Source organism: Brevibacillus brevis NBRC 100599 (genome assembly GCF_000010165.1).
Taxonomy (GTDB): domain Bacteria; phylum Bacillota; class Bacilli; order Brevibacillales; family Brevibacillaceae; genus Brevibacillus; species Brevibacillus brevis_D.
Window position 1 is genome coordinate 1,713,333 of the sequence record NC_012491.1, and the last position, 19,501, is coordinate 1,732,833.

At 48.8% G+C, this 19,501-nt stretch carries 17 protein-coding genes; 13 read left to right on the forward strand and 4 right to left on the reverse strand.

Annotated elements, in window-relative coordinates; translation table 11 throughout:
• Positions 1-4: 4 nt before the first annotated feature.
• Positions 5-1,267 (reverse strand): O-antigen ligase family protein, encoded by a 1,263-nt coding sequence (locus tag BBR47_RS08620; protein WP_012685380.1) that lies wholly within the window; start codon positions 1,265-1,267, stop codon positions 5-7.
• 189 nt (positions 1,268-1,456) lie between these two features.
• Here BBR47_RS08620 and murJ point away from each other — a divergent pair, with 189 nt between their 5' ends.
• On the forward strand, positions 1,457-2,983 hold the full coding sequence (gene murJ, locus BBR47_RS08625; RefSeq protein ID WP_012685381.1) for a murein biosynthesis integral membrane protein MurJ: 1,527 nt from the start codon (positions 1,457-1,459) through the stop codon (positions 2,981-2,983).
• Here the strand turns inward: murJ and BBR47_RS08630 are convergent.
• Complete coding sequence (locus BBR47_RS08630; RefSeq protein ID WP_012685382.1) at positions 2,958-4,334, reverse strand: phenylacetate--CoA ligase family protein; 1,377 nt, start codon at positions 4,332-4,334, stop codon at positions 2,958-2,960. The genes murJ and BBR47_RS08630 overlap by 26 nt on opposite strands.
• Positions 4,335-4,538: 204 nt before the next feature.
• Between BBR47_RS08630 and BBR47_RS08635 the strand changes: the two genes are divergently transcribed.
• Positions 4,539-6,191: a putative polysaccharide biosynthesis protein gene (locus BBR47_RS08635; RefSeq protein WP_012685383.1), complete on the forward strand. Its 1,653-nt coding sequence runs from the start codon at positions 4,539-4,541 to the stop codon at positions 6,189-6,191.
• A 57-nt stretch (positions 6,192-6,248) separates the two neighbouring features.
• Here the strand turns inward: BBR47_RS08635 and BBR47_RS08640 are convergent, their stop codons facing one another.
• Positions 6,249-7,100: a class I SAM-dependent methyltransferase gene (locus BBR47_RS08640; protein WP_012685384.1), complete on the reverse strand. Its 852-nt coding sequence runs from the start codon at positions 7,098-7,100 to the stop codon at positions 6,249-6,251.
• A 24-nt stretch (positions 7,101-7,124) separates the two neighbouring features.
• Positions 7,125-8,222: a polysaccharide pyruvyl transferase CsaB gene (gene csaB / locus BBR47_RS08645; protein WP_012685385.1), complete on the reverse strand. Its 1,098-nt coding sequence runs from the start codon at positions 8,220-8,222 to the stop codon at positions 7,125-7,127.
• A gap of 430 nt (positions 8,223-8,652) precedes the next feature.
• Here csaB and BBR47_RS08655 point away from each other — a divergent pair, with 430 nt between their 5' ends.
• The 11 genes from BBR47_RS08655 (at position 8,653) to BBR47_RS08705 (ending at position 19,423) form a co-directional block, all read left to right on the forward strand.
• A complete protein-coding gene (locus BBR47_RS08655) occupies positions 8,653-9,576 on the forward strand; it encodes a 50S ribosomal protein L11 methyltransferase (protein ID WP_012685386.1) in 924 nt (307 codons plus the stop codon).
• Positions 9,577-9,641: 65 nt separating this feature from the next.
• Complete coding sequence (locus BBR47_RS08660) at positions 9,642-10,817, forward strand: acetyl-CoA C-acetyltransferase (RefSeq protein WP_012685387.1); 1,176 nt, start codon at positions 9,642-9,644, stop codon at positions 10,815-10,817.
• Positions 10,818-10,871: 54 nt separating this feature from the next.
• Positions 10,872-11,861 carry an LCP family protein gene (locus BBR47_RS08665; protein ID WP_012685388.1) on the forward strand — a complete coding sequence of 330 codons (990 nt, stop codon included), beginning with the start codon at positions 10,872-10,874 and terminating at the stop codon, positions 11,859-11,861.
• Between the two features lie 200 nt (positions 11,862-12,061).
• On the forward strand, positions 12,062-13,762 hold the full coding sequence (locus BBR47_RS08670) for an AMP-binding protein (RefSeq protein ID WP_041749322.1): 1,701 nt from the start codon (positions 12,062-12,064) through the stop codon (positions 13,760-13,762).
• 151 nt (positions 13,763-13,913) lie between these two features.
• Positions 13,914-14,504, forward strand: coding sequence for a TetR/AcrR family transcriptional regulator (locus tag BBR47_RS08675; RefSeq protein ID WP_012685390.1), 591 nt, complete (start codon positions 13,914-13,916; stop codon positions 14,502-14,504).
• Between the two features lie 118 nt (positions 14,505-14,622).
• Positions 14,623-15,396, forward strand: coding sequence for an enoyl-CoA hydratase (locus BBR47_RS08680; RefSeq protein WP_012685391.1), 774 nt, complete (start codon positions 14,623-14,625; stop codon positions 15,394-15,396).
• Positions 15,397-15,448: 52 nt separating this feature from the next.
• Positions 15,449-16,216: an electron transfer flavoprotein subunit beta/FixA family protein gene (locus BBR47_RS08685; RefSeq protein WP_012685392.1), complete on the forward strand. Its 768-nt coding sequence runs from the start codon at positions 15,449-15,451 to the stop codon at positions 16,214-16,216.
• Positions 16,217-16,236: 20 nt separating this feature from the next.
• Positions 16,237-17,196, forward strand: coding sequence for an electron transfer flavoprotein subunit alpha/FixB family protein (locus BBR47_RS08690; protein WP_012685393.1), 960 nt, complete (start codon positions 16,237-16,239; stop codon positions 17,194-17,196).
• A gap of 109 nt (positions 17,197-17,305) precedes the next feature.
• The gene (locus tag BBR47_RS08695) at positions 17,306-17,593 is read left to right on the forward strand and encodes a hypothetical protein (protein ID WP_012685394.1); all 288 of its coding nucleotides are present in this window, start codon (positions 17,306-17,308) and stop codon (positions 17,591-17,593) included.
• 140 nt (positions 17,594-17,733) lie between these two features.
• Positions 17,734-18,051 carry a thioredoxin gene (gene trxA / locus BBR47_RS08700; RefSeq protein WP_007722428.1) on the forward strand — a complete coding sequence of 106 codons (318 nt, stop codon included), beginning with the start codon at positions 17,734-17,736 and terminating at the stop codon, positions 18,049-18,051.
• Positions 18,052-18,235: 184 nt separating this feature from the next.
• The gene (locus BBR47_RS08705) at positions 18,236-19,423 is read left to right on the forward strand and encodes an ABC transporter substrate-binding protein (protein WP_041749323.1); all 1,188 of its coding nucleotides are present in this window, start codon (positions 18,236-18,238) and stop codon (positions 19,421-19,423) included.
• The last annotated feature ends 78 nt before the right edge of the window (positions 19,424-19,501 follow it).

Consider the following 19,501-nt stretch of genomic DNA (forward strand, 5'->3'; position numbering starts at 1 on the left):
GCCCTCACCACCTTTTATTTTGTGTCTGGTCGACGAATAATGCGCAGAGGAAGCCGCCAAACAGCCAGAAATAGAGGGCCACGAACGGCACCTCGAAAATGTTTTCCACGAGGTTATGCGTTGCTACCGCGATTAGTCCGCCCAGCAGTCCGAGAATCGCGAAAAAGTGCGGCGAGCCTTGGAGGTTGCGGATAAGTCCGGCGCCATACTTGAACATGGTGATCACGGAACCGATTAACAGGATGATCCCGATCAGACCGTATTCCGCCAAGCTTTTGAAGAAATAACTATCTGAATAAATCGTTCCGAAATGGCGCGTAGCAACTGCACCGCCGTGATGACCGAGACCGACGCCGAATAATGGCTCGATGCGCATCTTGTCATAGGCTTCGCCCCAACGGCCAATACGTCCGCCTTGGCTGCTAGATTCGAAGTATTCAGGTGTAAACAGCGTGAAAATGCGGTCTTTTACTTTTCCGACAAGCGGAACTGAATCAGGAACGAAGAACAGGGCTACAACCCCGATAATTCCTGCGATCACCAGATATCCTGCTACTCGTTTGTTCCAGATGTAGAAGCAAACGAACACGGCAAAGGCAAGAGCGAACCAGGCACCGCGGGACCCGGTTAAGAGCAAAGCAAGCACGGTGGTCAGTGCAACAATGGCCCAAATCAATTTTTGCTTGAGAGTAGTAGCTGTCATGAACAGACCAGCGGCAATCGGTGTAACCAACGCCATATAGCTGCCCAATACGTTCGGGCTCGTTACGAAGGAGAATGCACGCGTTGTAACTGCTTCCCCTTCCTGCACCCATGATTCAGGTGTTTTGACGCCCACGATGACTTGCAAGACACCATACAGTGCCGCTACGAAACCAACCAGCACAAGTACCTTCATGAACTTGTTCAGGTCTTCCATCGACTTCAGTAAATAGAAGCCCATGAAAAAGGCGAGGATGTACTGGTAGACAGAGCGGAATCCTTCCACAGTCGCTTCCCAGTTCGCCATGTCTGTCACCATGATGGCAACACCCAGGACGAAAAAGGCTCCCAGCCAATGTTTGATTCCAGGCATCGTTCTGTTTGATTGCAAAAAGGCTCCAAACGTAAACAGCATCAGAACGATGAGCAGTGCTTCATCCCACAAAGAAGATATGACTAGAATCGGTAGAATCTGTCGCAAGACGTAATCAATTACTGGATAGGCCAACAGCAAATACAACCATGTAGTTGATTGGCTTCCCCACTTCAACACGGTTTCTCTCATTTTTATTGTAGTCCTCCTACAGGTAGGGATTAACCTACCTATTATAATGAATCTGGCAACCCGGTAGCAAGCCGGGGGGAAAGAGGTTGGTAGGAACGGTAGAAATAAGATATGATAACTAGGTAGTTTGAGGGGTTAGAACCAAGCCTGGAACGTAGGGTTTCAAATAGGGATAGGAGAAAAGTGGACATGAGTTTGTTAAAAATTGCTTCCATGATTGTTGTGCTGACTCTCGTTGGAAGGCTTCTGGGCTTTTTTCGCAGTGTGTATGTATCCAACTTGTACGGTACTGGTATGGAGGCAGATGCGTTTAATATCGCGGCAACGATCCCGCTGACGCTGTTCTTGGTCATACCGGGAGCGGTCAATGCTGTACTGATTCCGACCATGCGCGGCATGATGGAAAAAGGGGAGCGGACGACTGACCTCTATCAGAAGATGCTCACGATCATTTTAGGTATATTCGTTGCTCTGTCTGTCTTAGGAGTTGTCTTTTCTTATCAGCTTGCTGCAATGTTTGGACTGACAGGTGAGAAGCTTGAACTCACGGCTAGCATGCTGCAATGGATGTGGCCATCAGCTATTTTCATCGGGTTAACAGGGCTGTGGTCGAGTATTTGTAATGCTCACCAACATTTCTTTACACCGACGCTCGGTACGGTAGCCAATGGTGCTTTGGTAATTGTCAGCATGTATGTGCTCGTTCCGATGTATGGACCCATTGGTTTGGCCATGGCTACGACAATCGGTTACTTGGCTGCACTGTTGCCGATTCTCCCGACTTTGCGCGGATTCGGTTATCAGCAGCGCTTCTCCTTCGCTTGGCGTGAGGACGCTGCTCTCAAAGGCATGGGCGAGCGAGTCATTCCGATTTTAATTGGTGCAGTTGTTGCTCAGGCGACTACCTTTTTGGAGCGAGGTTTCGCGGAAGGGCTTGGAACGGGTGTCGTTTCCGCTCTCGCCAATGCGAACCAGATCATGCAATTGCCTCTGGCTATTTTTGTCGGGGCGTTTACGTTGCCGTTATTCCCACTGTTGGCTAGTCATGTCAAGCGGGGGGAAATGACGGAGATGAAGCAAATCCTGCAAAAGGGACTTGCCTATCTCCTCATTTTGCTGCTGCCCGTGACTGTTGGACTTGCGTTATACGCAGAGCCGATCATCCGTCTAGCTTTTGAGCGCGGTGCGTTCGATGAGCATTCTGTCGCTTTAACAGCGTGGGCACTACCGTTTTACGGCGTGGGACTTTTCTTCTTAGCGTCGAGAGATCTGCTGACTCGCGCCTTTTATGCACTGGAAAACACGAAGACACCCGTTATAATCGGGGCGATTGGGATCGGTGTGTATGCCCTAGCCAACTGGTTGCTCATTCCGCTGCTTGGTCATGGCGGAATTGCTCTCGCCAATGCGGTTTCAGCCATCAGTCAAGCGCTTCTGCTGTTTATTTTGCTGTGGAGGGCAATAGGTAGCCCTGTACGAGCGAATTTCCTCATGACTACGGGGAAAACCATTCTGGGCTGCGCAGTCATGGCTGGTGCTATTTTGTTCATCGATCCATGGTTATCCGTTTTGCCTGTCTGGTTGTACTTATCGCTGGGAATTATGGGTGCAGCTCTTTTATATCTAGTTGTGCTCATTTTGGTTCGCGAGCCACTTGTGTCAGAGCTGCTGCAAAAAGTACGCAAGCGGTCTACTCCAGCGGGGGGGCGCTCGTAAGCGAGAATTCCCGGATGGCATAACGAGTCTTACCTGAGCTAGCTGGGGGAATGGTCTCCACATAAGAAACGTGGATACTCACTTGACCTAACGCCGCGCGAATTCCTGCCAAAAGCTTGGCTTCATCGGCAGGCAAAAAACGTTCGGGCTCCTTCACCAGTCGCAGGCTCAGTCGCTCCGGTTCATGCTGGACGATCTGGAAGGTGCGAAAGCTGTCCATATTGCGAACAATGTGATTAAAATAATGTCCGTGTACATACTGTCCGTTTCGTGATAGGAACATGTCGTCTTCTCTGCCGTCGATCGAAGCAAGAAGTGGAAAAGGGAGATTGCATGAGCAGGCTGAATCAGAAAGAGCGACGACATCTCCTATTTGGTAGCGCAGGCGAGGCATGACGGTATTGTGCAGGTCAGTGACAAGCAGTGCTCCTGGGTGCCCATTGTTGAGGGGAATATGCGTAATTGGATCGACTACCTCCAAATAACAGTTCCCGGAAAAGGCATGCATGCTCCCTGCTTTACATTGATAGGCGATCATTCCGCCGTCACGAGCGCCGTATTCATTCACAACAGGCGCATCAAAAGCTTGGGTAATCGCTTGCCGTTGTTGCTCGTGCAGGCTTTCTGCTGTAGAGACCACGGCTTTAAGCGGGATTCCAAGTCCCATGCCGCGTCGTAGCATCATCATGGCGAGGGTATGCAGCGCGGAGGCGTACCCGTATAAATAGGCTGGACGGAATTCCCGGATGAGGCGCAGGTTTGCTTCCAAATGTCTTTCGTCCAATTCATAGGCAGAAATCATCAGGCGGTTTTTCAACCAGCGTTCCTTCCAGCGGTAGCGGCGAGCTTGCTGGGCGTTTAATTCGAGTGGAGAGCCCCAAATCATCACACATGGGTCACCAAAGCGAATACCGTACCAGGATAGCCCAAACCACCGTGCAGCTTCATATCGCTCGACAGTTGGACGATCGAGGTAAAAATGGGTAGGTTCACCCGTGGATCCTCCCGTTCGATTGCCAATGAGCCTGCTTGTTTGTCGGCCCTGGCTCAAATATTGATCAGCGTTTTGCCGAAAGTGTGTTTTGGTCAGAACAGGAATCCGCTGCAAAAAACGTTCAGGCATCTCGCGCATGTTACTCCAATCTGGGGCGAAGGCAGTGTAAGCTGGAACATTTTGTATCGCATGATCGAGTAGTTTCACCAGCTTTTCTCGCTGCTGCACGGCAAGCGCTTCGGCAGGTAGACGCTGTGTTGCTTGCAATTCTTTCATGTAAGGACGGATGCGATTTCCTTTCAAAGCCTCCATTAGCGGCCACTGTACATGGCGGATCAAAAATCCGGTTGTGGGCATAATATCCCCTCCTACTCATAGATCACACAGGCAGATGATTAAAAAAAATCAATGGAATCTGTTTTTCACCAGTATTCCTGCGAAATTCCATCGATATACCTGTTTGCTGGAAGAGGGAAATGATAGTAGGATAGAGAGTGGGTTCATGTCGATTGGTGCTGCCCCACGGGTATCCAGTCAAAGAGACGAATAAAGGAGTTACCCATGTTGAAAAAAAGTCATTTTCTCGCGGGAGCGTTGATCTTAGCCATAGCGGGGATTTTGTCAAAAGTTATCGGGATGTTCTATCGAATTCCCCTTCAAGAGATAGTTGGCGACAGAGGTCTCGGACTCTATCAGGAAGTATATCCTCTCTACCTGACCTTTCTCATATTGGCGACAGCAGGTGTGCCAGTAGCGTTGTCGAGAGTGATTGCAGAGGCATTGGCTGAAGGAAAACAAGGCTCTATTGGACAAATTTTGGCCCGTAGCATGGTCATGATGGGCGCCATCGGACTTGTCTTGTTTGGGCTCCTGTACGCCAGCTCTCCACTCATCGCAAAGCTCATGGGAAATCCGCATTTGATTGAGCCGATCCGAGCGATTTCCATGTCGCTGCTGTTCGTTCCCTTGATTGCGGTTATTCGCGGCTTTTTCTACGGCCATCAAAAAATGTTGTTTGTCGGGCTCTCGCAAATCGTAGAGCAGACGTTGCGTGTCGTATTTATTTTGGTAGCTTCCCTGTATCTCGTGTCACTCGGTGAAGATACGGATACCGTGATTACCGGAGTCAACTTCGGTACGATGATCAGTACGTTTTTAAGTCTCGGGTTTCTAGCGTTACTCATGTGGCTCCACAATCGGAAAAATTCCGTATTTGGCGGGGCTGAGTGGCGGAGCCTTACTTGGTGGTATGATCGTGCCTTCTTCGCCTCGATGTGGCGAATTGCCTGGCCGATTTGTATCAGCGCCTTAGTTATCCCGATTTTTAGCTTGACGGATTCCTTTCTGGCGATTAACATCTTCCGCTACATATGGAATGTGGACGGCTTGACGGCGGATACGTGGTTTGGCATTTACAGCAGGGGAGGACCACTTCTGCAAATGGCAAGCTTGTTCGGATCATCGATTGCTCTCTCGATCGTTCCTGCCATTGCCGAAGCGATCAGACAAAAGGATCAGGAACGGATTACGACCTTGACCAAGCTCTCCCTGCGTTTTGCTTGGCTAATCGGTCTACCTGCTGGTCTGGGACTGACAGCTGTAGCTGAAGGGGCGAATCTGGCGTTGTATGGTGATATGGAAGGCACGCGTGCCATGGCGATTTTAGGCATCACGGCGATCCCGCTTTCTTTGTTGCTGGCTACAAATGGTATTTTGCAAGGGATCGGCAAAGAAAAAATCCCTGCACGACATCTGCTGTATGGGGTTATTGTGAAGGTACTGGCGACACTCGTGTTTACCTCGATGTTCGGTATGGACGGCTTGTCCCTGTCTTGGCTGGTTGCGACTGCATTTGTCTGCGTACTGAATATGCGAGTCATCAACCGTTACGTATCGATTCCGATTAACTGGCGCTTCGATACCATTTATCCGTTACTGGTGGCTAACCTCATGCTGATTCTGGCTTGGGGAGCGACAGAGGCAGTTGATTTCCTGTTCAGGGGAAGAGAACCAGTACGCATGTTGGGAGCGATAGAGACCGTCGCTGGAGTCGGTGTAGGACTCATTGTGTACTTGGGACTGCTCATCCTCATTCCGCTCATTGAGGACAAGGAGTTGGATTGGCTGCCTGGCGGAAACAAGCTGCGCACCTTTATCCAATTCATTCGGAGGAAACAAGCTTCTTCATTAAAGTCCAATACGAATAACGATTAAACCAATCATAAAACCCCTTTCTCCACAAACGGAGGAAGGGGTTTTATGTGGTCCTTTTTATTTCGCTTTTTGATAAACACAGACGACCATTTTTACGAAAAATTCACGGGTAGCGGGCAATTTTGCCAAGGTCTGCAACTGATTGCGCAACGGAATCTCTCGCTGGTAAACCGCAGGCTGCACCACGCCTTGTTGAATTTTTCGAAATCGCTTGATCGTCATGCGATTGATGTACGAGATCGTATCTCTGCCATCAGGAAGCTTGTCGAAGCGAAAAGCAATCCGGTCAGAACCGTCTGGCAAGTCGCGGACTAGCTGTTTATAGGCGTCAATCAAGGCTTGCTCCGAGAAGAGAGCATGCACCCAAGGAATGCCGATCGCATCTGACAAATGAGCACCGTATGGATGATAATACGGCGGAAAATTGATGTAGAGATGCCCGCCAGGCTTCAAGACCCGAAAGCATTCCTCCAGCGTTTTTTCCGGTTCGCCTACGTGCTCCATCGCGTCATTCATGATGATCGTATCGAACGTGTTGTCCGGGAAGTCCATTCTCGCGGCATCACCAGTCATGAAGGAGACGAGATGATCCAGTCCTTTTTTCTTCGCGAATTCATTTCCTTCGTCCGCGTAGTGGGGGACGATGTCGATGCCGATCATTTTTTTCGGTTCAAAGGTGGCGTAATAACAGGTTTTTCCACCGCCGCCACAGCCGATGTCCAAAACCGTTTTGTCACGGAACATTTGCTCCTGTGAATGGAAGGGGAGGAAAAACTGAATCGTTTGATCCCCTTTTTGAAATTGCCATTCTGTATAGCTCATTTCCCCGTTGTTTGCCAGATTAAATGGGTGAACGGGGAGAGGAAATAATCGATTTAAACGAAGTAACACTTGTGAAGAAAAGGACATGATGTCCTCCTTTCCAGGTCAGCCTTATTTGCGCAGCGCCTGCAAAACAAGTTCACTGCTTTTGGAAGCTTCGATCGCTAACAGATGGGAATGCTTCGTTACCACATCAATTTCGTGTTCGAGGTTGTCCAGTTTTTCAGCGAGCAAGGTCAAAAGTGTAGTTTCATCGAGTTCAGTAATATGACCAGCATTGGGCATTCCAGCGCGTTCAACGAATCGATCGATTTTCGGATCGTAGGAGATACCGATAAAAGGGATTCGCAGCATGCACGCAAGAATAAGTGAATGAAGCCGCATTCCAACGACGTAGTTGCATTGCTTCAGTACCGACATAATGTCATGAAAAGTCACGGGTGCATCGAGAAGACGTGCTCCTGGTTGGCTCATCTGGTCCATGATTTCCTGAGACGGTGCCAAATCACTAGGGACATGCATCGGCAGGAAGAGAACATTCCATCCGCGCATGATAAACCAATCTGCTGCCCTGGCTATCTTCTGTTTGAATTGTTGTTCCTGCTTCCAGTCCCGGACGGAGATGGCGACCAAAGGCTTGGAAGGATCATCAAACATACCATGGAGCAGCTCTTTTCCCCGTTGATCTGCAATATCGTCAGGGGATATCGTCAGAGCAGGGTCAGCTGTTATATAGATAGGGGCTTTTTTTACGCCGCAGGCTTTGAAGTCCTCCCCTGATTCGTAGTCGCGAACCGTGATGATGTTGACGTGATTCACCACGCGTTTAATCATCGTGCGACTGAGCGATTTAAGGATGGGTCCAAACCCTTGCGCGTAAAAGACCACGGGTTTACCTAAAAGCTTGGCAATGGTGACGATGCCCAAATAGTAGAGGACACTGCGCGGACTGGTTACATCCTGCATCAGTGTACCGCCGCCCATCACCAGCATGTCACTTCGCGAAAGCTCGCGGACGATGGTTCCAAAGCTCCAGCGGTTATAGGCTTCAATCCCGAACAGTTCTGCAGTCCGATCAGGCTGATTGGACAAGACGGCGAGAGAGATATTTGGTTGTTCCCGCTTAAGTGAGCTGATGATGCCGTACAGGACCACATCGTCTCCGGCATTATTAAAGCCGTAGTACCCGGAGATGAGAATTCGCGACATGGAGTGAACCTTCTTTCTATATCAAACGTACAGGAAAAATACATTCTCAAGTATAATCGAGTAAACAAGGGGAAGTAAAGCAACCACAGTAGAAAACTTCCCGCTCCAATTGTTTGGACAGATACAGTGGGTGCAGCACGGTTCGTAGGGTATAATGATGTTGTTCCGACTTACGAGAACATATAGAGGAAACCCATACCGAACATGCCGATGCCAAGAACGATGAGGGCAATCATGACGATAAAAAGTCCCTTGTTTTTGCGGCGACGGTAAAAAAATTCGTCAAACATGGTAAGCCTCCCTGCGGTTGTGATAGTCCATTCTACTATCATACCATGTTCTCTATCATCCTTGCCATCTACATATGAGTGAATAGATGTCCGCAAGAATAGGGGCGACTAACAGCAAAAGGGAAGGAGCATTTTTCATCATGGAAAACATGTGGCTCAAATACACATTACTAGTAGAACCAGAAATTGAGGATTTGTTTGTGGCAGAGGTTTTGACCAGCTCCTACACGCTTGGCTGGATCGAACCGCAAATCGAAGTACTGACAACGGAAAACGGATATGATTACGCAGAAAATACGGAAGGTCCACTTGCTGGTTATTTGTTTGAACCCCAGCACGATCGTGAAGAGGAGCATGTAGCTCGCCTGAAGACCTACATTCAGCGGTGGAATGGACAAGTCACGATAAAAGATGTAGAACTCGTCGCTGAGGAAAATGATTCGTGGAAAGAGGAGTTCCGTGAAGTCAAAATAGGCGACTGGTGGGTGGCACCAACGTGGACGGACCCCGCAGCGCTGGAGTCGGCTCGGCATATCCTATGGATCGATCCAGGTGCAGCCTTTGGAACCGGCTATCATGGGACGACGCAAGACATACTTTTGTTTTTACAAGAAATGGATTTAGAGGGTAAGCAAGTCATCGATGTAGGAGCTGGCTCAGGAATTCTCTCTTTGTACTGCGCCTTGAATGGAGCGAAGCATCCTGTATGGGCAGTGGACATTAATCCACAAAGCGAGTATCAGGTTCTCGTCAATGCGACCAATAACCACCTTCCTGACCACGCTGTACAAGTAATCATTGGGGATGCGAGCGAGGACGGAGTGAAGTCCCAATTGCCTGATCAAGCTGATGTCATTCTGGTCAACATCGGGGGCGATGAAAATGTCGCGATGCTTCCGATGATTACGGAGAGAATGGCACCGAAAGGAACTTTGATTCTCTCGGGAATTGTCGAATGGAATCGGGATGCTGTCATCGCCTTATTTGAACAAGCAGGCTTCCAAGTAGAAAAAGAAAGTCAACATGACGAATGGGTTACCGTTGTATTGAAAAACATCGCTTAGAACCGCCCTGTAACTTCCGTGTGAGACAATAAAGAAAATAAGGTACTCAATGGAGGGGAAAACAAATGGAGCAGGTTGTCATTGCTGCTGCTGGACGTACGCCAATCGGTACGTTTGGTGGCGTCTTGAAAGATGTAAGCGCTCGCAAGTTGGCAGAAACCGTCATTCGTGGTGTCATGGATCGATCTGGCCTGGAAGCTTCTCAGATCAATGAAGTCATTTTAGGCAATTGCATTCAGCGCACAGACGAACCAAACATAGCGCGAGTGGCAGCATTGGACGCAGGATTGGGAAAAGAAGTGACGGGCTTCACGATACAACGTCAATGTGCGTCCGGCATGCAAGCGATTGTGAGCGGCGCTTCCCAGATCCTTTTAGGCGACAGTGAAATTGTTTTGGCAGGCGGCGTAGAGAGCATGAGCAACGCCCCGTATGTCCTGAAAAATGCGCGTTGGGGCAAACGTTTGACACATGGAGAAATGACCGATGCAATGTGGGAGTTGTTAACAGATCCCCACCATCAAATCCTGATGGGCGAAACGGCAGAGCGTCTAGTCGACCGTTACGGGATCACACGTGAGGAGTCGGATGAAATTGCCTTGCGCAGTCAGCAGAATGCGATCCGCGCCATAGACAGCGGTTTGTTTGCCGAGGAAATCATCGGGGTCCCTATTAAAAAACGGACCGAAGAAATCATGGTTACGGAAGATGAATTCCCTCGCAGGGGAGTGACCCTGGAGAGTCTTGCGAAGCTTAGACCCAGTTTTCGTGACAATGGTACAGTGACGCCAGGCAATGCTTCCGGGCTCAACGATGGAGCGTCCGCAGCCGTTTTGATGAAAGAAGGAAAAGCGAGAGAGCTCGGGATCGAACCACTCGGCAAAATTGTCTCGTGGGCAGTAGCGGGAGTAGAGCCTGATTTGATGGGATATGGACCCGTTCCAGCGGTGAAGCGAGCATTGGCAAAAGCCGGTTTGACGCTCGCGGATATCGAACTGATCGAAGTAAATGAAGCCTTCGCCGCACAATATCTCGCCGTGGAAAAACTGCTGGAGCTGCCTCGGGAAATAACGAACGTGAACGGGAGTGGCATCGCGCTGGGTCATCCTGTCGGTTCTACTGGCTGCCGAATTGTCATAACCTTGCTGCACGAAATGAAGCGGCGACAGCTGAAACGAGGCTTGGCTGCCCTTTGTGTTGGCGGCGGGATGGGTATGGCGATGGTTGTCGAACGCACATAGGTTTAAACGAAGTCTCCCCTGTTAAAAATGGAAGCAAAGGGGGAGGCTTTTGTCATGTTTATAGGGTCATTTTTCAAGCGACATGGAAAACAGATTGCGTTTCATACCTTATCCTGTTTGGCGATCGGGGCGTTGCTGCTGGTTGCCTACAGTGCCTATCAATACAAGCAAATGACCAATCAGTGGTATGCTCCGATTGATGGAGCCAAAGGGAGCGCAAAACAGACGACTGCGTCCCTTCCTCCTCGTGATCTTTTGACAGGAACAGAACCATTGAAGCCTTTCGTCGCCCTGCTTCTTGGCGTAGATAGTCGAGACGGGGAAAGTGCTCGTTCAGATACGATGATGCTTGCGGCGATTCATCCCGGGAAGCAATCCGTCTACCTTTTGGCGATTCCGCGTGACAGCTACATGGAGCTCCCGGGAAAAGGATACGACAAAGTGAACCATGCGATGGCTTTTGGTGGTCCGAAAATGGTGAAGGAGTCACTGGAAAAGTTTTTACAAATAAAAATTGATCGGTATATCTCCGTAGATTTCGATGGCTTCCGTCAAATTGTGGACGAGCTGGGCGGTGTCACTGTCGATGTGAAGAAACGTATGAAGTACAGCGATCCGAGCGACGACACGTACATCGATATTCAGCCAGGGCTGCAGACTTTATCAGGTGAGCAGGCATTGGATTATGCCCGTTATCGCAAAAGTGATCTGGGCAAGGAAGACAGTGATTACATGCGGATTGGTCGGCAGCAGGAGATTCTCAAAGCGTTGGCTTCTAAAGGCACCTCGCTCCAAGGGTATACCAAGGCATTTTCACTCATGGAAATACTGGGTCAGCATGTGAAAACGGACCTCACGGAGCAGGAAATCGCCTCTCTGTTACTGTCTTATGGCGATGGCACTCCGAACACCATTCAAGTCGATACACTGGTCGGGCAGGATGAGCGGATTTGGCATAATGGAATCGTCGGCTGGTATCATCTCGTCCCCACAACTGAACGGGAAAGAGCACGTCAGCAAATAATCAAGGAAATAACACCGTAAGACTCAAAGAGCATAAGGGTAAAGGACACGGCTTCATCATGGGTCGTGTCCATTTTTGTCGAATGCTCTTGTCCTGATAGAAAGTACATGATTTTAATTGGAAAATTGAATATGTTTCGAATACAATAGTCATTAGGAAGAGATTATGAATGTAGATCATAGGGAGAGGCAAGGCCATTTAAGGGATGGAGGGAATGACCATGTCAAATGCCAAGCCTTGGATTGCCAATTACCCGCCCGAAACTGCGCCGTCATTGGATTACCCCCGTGTTCCTTTGACGCATTTTCTGGAGCAGTCTGCAGCTATGTATCCAGACAGTAACGCGATCTATTTCATGGGAAAAAGCATTACGTATCGAGAGCTTTTGCAGTTGTCATACCAATTTGCCAATGCATTGATCAAGCGCGGTGTAAAGAAAGGTGACCGCGTGGCGATTATGCTGCCAAATACTCCGCAAGCCGTCATCAGCTACTACGGGGCGCTTTTTGCAGGCGCGATCGTGGTCATGACCAACCCGCTATATACCGAGCGAGAATTGATTCACCAAATGAACGATTCAGGCGCCGAGACCATCATCACACTGGATTTGTTGTACAAACGTGTTACCCAAGTCCGTGCATCTACCTCACTTCAACGAATCATCATCACAAGCATTGGCGATTTCCTTCCCTTACTGAAAAAATGGCTCTATCCGTTCGTGCAGAAGAAACAAGGACAAAATCCGCAGGTTACATACAGCGCAGATATTGAGCCTTTTCTTTCCGTATTAAAAGAAAGCGCTACCAAGCCTGTTGAAGTACCAGTCGATCCGACCAAGGACATCGCGCTCCTCCAATATACAGGGGGGACAACAGGTGTTGCCAAAGGCGTCATGCTGACGCACGCCAATCTCATTGCAAATGCAGTTCAGTGCCAAGCGGTCCTCTACAAACTGAAAAAGGGAAAAGAACGGATTTTGTGTGTGCTCCCGCTGTTCCACGTGTATGGAATGACTACCGTGATGAACAAAGGGATTTGTATCGCAGCAGAAATTATTCTCGTTCCCAAATTCGACGTGAAGCAAATATTTGAAATGATCGATAAGCGCAAGCCTACTCTTTTCCCAGGGGCACCCACCATGTATATCGGTCTCATTAACCACCCGGACTTGAAAAAGCATGATCTTTCATCTATCGACGCATGTGTCAGTGGATCAGCTCCGTTGCCGATCGAAGTGAAGCTCAAATTTGAGGAGTTGACGGGAGGCAAACTGGTCGAGGGCTATGGAATGACAGAGGCTTCTCCCGTAACACATTCCAACCCGATTTGGGAAAAAGGCATTACGGGAAGCATCGGGATGCCGTGGCCAGATACGGATTGCCGAATTGTGGATCCGGCCACAGGAGAAGAGATGCCCCAAGGCGAGGTCGGGGAGTTGGCCGTAAAAGGACCCCAAGTCATGCTAGGCTATTGGAATCGCCCAGAGGATACCGCTGCCGTATTAAGGGATGGCTGGTTTTTGACGGGAGATATGGGCTATATGGACGAAAACGGCTATTTCTATATCGTAGATCGCAAAAAAGACATGATTATAGCTGGTGGCTTCAATATTTATCCGCGCGAAGTAGAAGAAGTGCTGTTTGAGCATCCCGCCATCCAGGAGGCAGCAGTCATCGGTGTCCCAGATCCGTACCGGGGGGAAACAGTCAAAGCATACGTCGTTTTCAAGGATGGACAGCTCGTAAGTGAAGAGGATCTGGAATCGCATTGCAGACAGAGACTCGCCGCCTATAAGATTCCGAGACAATACGAGATTCGTACAGATTTGCCCAAAACCATGGTCGGAAAAGTATTGCGTCGTCAATTACAAGAAGAAGACAAGAAGAAAAGGGAAGCCCAGGAAGAAATCAAAACGAGCTAGTAGCTGATGTTTTGAGGCTTGCGATCCCAGGCGGAAAGCGGCCTTTTTTGCTGACCTCTTGCGATTGACAGAGGAATGGCCCTGTATTACACTAATTATGAATGAGTGATCATTCATTTCATCATCAATGTTAGTAAACATGGAGGTAGTTATGGCAAAGAAAACGGGGGAAAAGTATCAAGCCATTATTGATGCTGCTGTTCGAGTAATCGCCAAACAGGGCTATTACAGTGCCCAGGTATCGAAAATTGCGAAAGAGGCGAAGGTAGCAGACGGCACCATATACCTCTATTTTGAAAACAAGGATGATATTTTGATATCACTGTTTAACGAAAAGATGGGCCAGTTTGTGGAGACAAACCGCAAACGCATTTCGGAAGCGACGACTATTGAGCAAAAGCTGTATGTACTCATCCATGCACACTTGAGCCAGCTATCCAAGGACCATGATCTGGCAAAAGTGACGCAAATCGAGCTCCGCCAATCCAGTCCGTTCATTAGTGAAGGAATCGGCAACGTGATGAAGCAGTATTTCAACCTTATTGACGAAGTGATCGTAGAGGGTATGGAGCAGGGCGTATTCCGATCTGATCTCGAGGTGCGGATTACGCGCAAAATGATTTTTGGAACGCTGGACGAAGTGACGACATCTTGGGTGATGAAAGAGTGCAAGTACGACCTTGTCTCTTATGTTGATTCCATTCATAACCTCTTCCTGCTTGGTATGAAGGGAAAAGAATGAAAAGAAAAGCTTTTTTTGCATGAAAACGTTTGTTACAATGGAAACAGTAAGACTGAGCGATCGCTCGGAATGAAAAGTAGCTGTTTTTTATATATGGGGAGAGTTTGGGGGGAGAGGAATGGCGTCGCATTGGAATGTAGAAATCGTTGATCGCGTTGCTACGGTTACGATTAGCAACCCGCCTGCTAACGCACTCAGTCAAGCAGTGCTCGGTCAATTGAGTGAACTTTTGGACCAGTGGGAAAATAACGATGAAATCAAAGCGATCGTTTTGACTGGCGAAGGTCGGTTTTTCATTGCAGGAGCGGACATCAAAGAATTTACCCAACTGAATCGGGAAAATGCAGAAGAAATGGCGAAGAAGGGTCAAGCGTTGTTCAATCGCTTGGAAACGTTCCCGAAGCCAATCATTGCAGCAATTAACGGCGCTTGCCTTGGCGGAGGATTGGAGCTTGCATTGGCATGCCATATCCGCTTGGCAGCACCTGAAGCCAAGCTTGGGTTGCCAGAGCTGAATCTCGGACTCATTCCTGGCTACGGTGGTACGCAACGTCTACCACGTCTGGTTGGCCGTGGCAAAGCAACACAGATGATTCTCACTTCTGAGATGATCGGTGGCGAGGAAGCATTGCGTATCGGTCTTGTGGAAGCGGTTTATCCCGTAGAACAATTGCTTGCAGAAGCACAAAAGCTGGCGGCTGTTTTCGCGAGTAAGAGCGCGATAACCCTGAAGCTTGCCCTAGCGTCCATCCATAACACAACGGAGCTTTCGTTATCACAAGGCTTGGAGCAGGAAGCAAAGCTCTTTGGTGATGCTTTCGCGACGGAGGACGTAAAAGAAGGCGTGACTGCATTTCTCGAAAAGCGCAAGCCGCAATTCGCAGATCGGTAGTTAAGCATATAGCTTCACAAGTATGAGGTACCACTAAGGAGGAGGCATCCTGATGAATATCGTGGTTGTGTTGAAACAGACGTTTGACACAGAAGAAAAAATCGTCATCCAAAACGGACAAATTTCCGATGATGGCGTTGAATTCATCATTAATCCCTACGATGAGTACGCTGTGGAAGAGGCAATCAAGCTCAAGGAAGAGCACGGCGGCGAAGTAACGGTGGTCAGCGTCGGCCCAGATCGTGCGGAAAGTGCCCTGCGCACTGCTTTGGCTATGGGCGCAGACAAGGCTGTTCTGGTGGATGACGAGTCTCTGTTCGGAGACGAATTCACAATCGCCAAAGTATTGGCTGCAGTAGCGAAAAAGGTTGGCTTCGATATCATCATTGGTGGACAAATGGCTGTAGACTCCGGGGCTGGCCAAGGCGGTCCTCGTCTTGCAGAAGAGCTGGGAATTAACCATGTATCGACTGCTGTGAAGTTAGAGGTGGACGGTACGAACGTACGCGTAGAGCGCGATGTAGAAGGGGACCTGGAAGTCGTGGAGACGAGCCTTCCTGTTTTGATTACGGCTCAGCAAGGACTCAACGAGCCGCGCTATCCTTCTCTCCCAGGTATCATGAAAGCAAAGAAAAAACCTTTGGATAGACTCGGCGCAGACGATTTGGGAATGACTGCGGATGAGGTAAAAGCAAAGACAGAAATCGTCGATCAGACATTGCCTCCGAAAAAGCAGGCGGGCCGCATTCTCTCTGGCGAATTGGCAGCTCAAACGTCGGAATTGGTGCAACTGTTGCGCAATGAAGCGAAAGTGATCTAAGCGAGAGGGAGAGGATATCCATGAAAAAAGTACTTGTATTGGCAGAAGTACGTGACGGACAACTTCGCAACGTGTCGCTGGAAGCATTGACTGCAGCACAAGCATTGGCTGAGGGCGGCGAAATTGTAGCAGGTGTATTCGGAGCAGATGCAGCAACGCATGCAGTGACATTGGGGCAGCATGGTGCGAGCACGGTGTATACGGCTGATCATACAGCGTTGGCACAATACACGCCAGATGCGTATGTGCAGGCACTTACGCAGTTGATTGAGCTGGCTTCTCCAGATGCAGTTGTTTTGGGTCACACCGCGATCGGTCGTGACATCGCACCTCGCGTAGCAGCGAGACTCGGTTTTGGTCTGGTTTCGGACGTAACCGGTGTTGAAGCAGGCCCAGTATTTATTCGCCCGATCTATGCCGGAAAGGCGACGCAAACACGCAAATTCGTTGATGGAACAACATTTATTACGATTCGTCCAAACAACATTGCCATCGGCGCCGCTGACCCTTCGAAAACGGCAGTGGTGGTACCGGTTGAATTGGAAATCAAGGATTTGCGCACCATCGTAAAAGAAGTTGTACGAAAAACAAGCGGCAAAGTAGACCTTTCCGAAGCGAAAGTCGTGATTTCCGGAGGACGTGGTGTGAAGAGTGCAGATGGCTTCCAGCCGTTATACGATCTGGCGGAAGTGCTCGGTGCAGCTGTTGGTGCATCTCGTGGAGCTTGCGACGCAGACTATTGCGACTACTCCATGCAGATCGGACAGACAGGTAAGGTCGTTACACCCGATTTGTATATCGCATGCGGAATTTCCGGAGCGATTCAGCACTTGGCTGGTATGTCCAGCTCGAAAGTCATTGTTGCCATCAACAAAGATCCGGAAGCGCCAATCTTCCAAGTGGCTGATTACGGTATCGTAGGTGACTTGTTCGAAGTGCTGCCATTGCTGACGGCTGAGTTCAAAAAAGTATTGGTTTAACATAAAGATGATGACTAGGCGCTCCTTTTGGGGGCGCTTTTTTTGTCCTTGGCTCTTACTTTATGCTTTCCTTGCTTGGTATAATAGGGGATAAGGTGAGGTGATCGGAATGAGCGAGGAACTTTTGCAACAACTGATTCACATGGTTGCTGAGAATAATCGGCTTGTAAAAGAGACACAACAGGAACAGCGTGAGTTTAAGAAAGAGATGTATGATTTTCGTGATGAGATGTACGCGTTTCGAGATGAAATGTACGAATTCTGCGATGACGCTACACGCCGATTAGACAGATTAGAACGTCAAAATAAACATATCGATGCAGACCTTGACCTGCTGCATCGGAAAGTTAGTGACCACGAACGGGAGATCAACCGGCTCAAACAAGTTGGGCAATAAGGTGCGGTCAGACTGGACAGACTATAGCGAGAAGTGCAGGGCAAAGTGTGGAGCGGCGTAGTCAATTTGTTGTTTGAATGATATACTGATAACCGTTAGGAACCTTTATTTAGTAATTGAAATTCAAGGAGGTAACTTCTATGGCAATTGTAAATGCTACCGACCAAAACTTTTCCCAGGAAGTAGAGCAAGGCGGTACAGTCCTGGTTGACTTCTGGGCTCCATGGTGCGGCCCTTGCAAAATGATCGCTCCTGTACTGGAGCAAATCGACGGTGAAGTGGGCTCCCAGCTCAAAATCGTCAAAGTAAACGTGGATGACAACCCAGACTCTGCTGGTCGTTTTGGCGTAATGTCCATCCCAACCCTGATCGTATTCAAAGACGGTCAACCAGTTGACAAAGTGATTGGCTTCCAACCAAAAGAAGCGCTCATGGCAACTGTAGGCAAACATCTGTAAGAGCAATCCAACGGCTGAAGCGGCATAGTTATGTGCCGCTTTTTTATTATGTTTGAATACTGAATTCTGAGCGATCGTTTGTCAAAAAATTAAGTTTACTTGAGCGAAAATAATTGCGTTTTTAGAGTACTTTGATTAAACTTCATATATTCAATTTATTTCGAAAATAGAGGGGGCTTTTCTAATGAAGGGATTTCATTTGATGCGCTCGCTGGCGGCGATCTCGCTAGGGGCGGTATTGATGGTCGGATGTTCGAGCGGAGGAAATACAAGTGCTCCTGCAGCAGGAGAAGGTGGCTCTGGACAAGCAGCTAGCACCGACGGACAAGAGATACAAGCAAAACTCGGTGTCGTTGGTTTCCTTTCAGGATCTGGTGCAGCATATGGAGAAGCGCAAAAAGCAGGATTGGAGCTGGCGTTGGGCGAGGTGAATGAAGCCAACAAAGGAAAGCTTAAGATCGAACTGAAGTTTGAAGACTCCGCAGGAGAAAAAGAAGGCGCGATTAATGCGGTAAATAAACTGATTAATCAGGATAATGTCGTGGCGATCATCGGACCGACACTTTCCGGTGAAATGTTTGCAGCAGGACCAGTTGCAAACGAGGCGGAAACTCCGATTTTTGGTATCTCCAACACGTCAGAAGGAATCAATGATATCGGGGAGTATGTGTTCCGAAATTCTTTGCCTGAGTCCATTGCAATCCCGACAGCTATGAAAGCAGCCGTGGAGAAAAATGGCTTGAAAAAAGTAGCACTCATCCATGCATCCAACGATGACTTCTCCGTGAATGGTTACAAAGTCATGAAAGCAACCGCAGAAAAGCTGGGCTTGGAGATTACTGGTGAAGCGACTTTTGCAAATGGCGATGTGGACTTCTCGGCGCAGTTGACCAAGCTGAAGCAAACAAACCCGGATGCTTTGCTTGTGTCCGCTTTGTACAAAGAAGGCTCCATGGTTGTGAAAAAAGCACGTGAGTTGGGCTTTACAAGGACCATTCTTGGTGGAAATGGTTTCAATAATCCGAAAGTTTTTGAAATAGCAGGTCCAGCAGCAGAGGGCTTGATCGTTGCCACTCCATTCAGCCCTGAAAAGAAGGATGATAAAGTACAAGCCTTCGTAAAAGCATTCGAAGCCAAATACAACAAAAAGCCTGACCAGTTCGCTGCCCAAGCATACGACTCACTGTACATCATGTCGCAGTCACTGCTTGCCGCAGGAAAAGCAGATCGCGAAGCGTTGCGCGGACAATTGGCTCAGCTGAAAGACTTCACAGGTGTATCCGGCAAACTGTCTTTTGACGAGAAACGCAATCCGATTGGTGATGCGGTGGTCGTTGTCGCAAAAGAAGGCAAATTTGTCCCGTTTGAATAGGATCGTGCCCGGGGTCGCTCCGGGCTTCTTTTTCTATCTGTTATCTCGCTGGATCAGAAAGTATCAAATGATATTTTC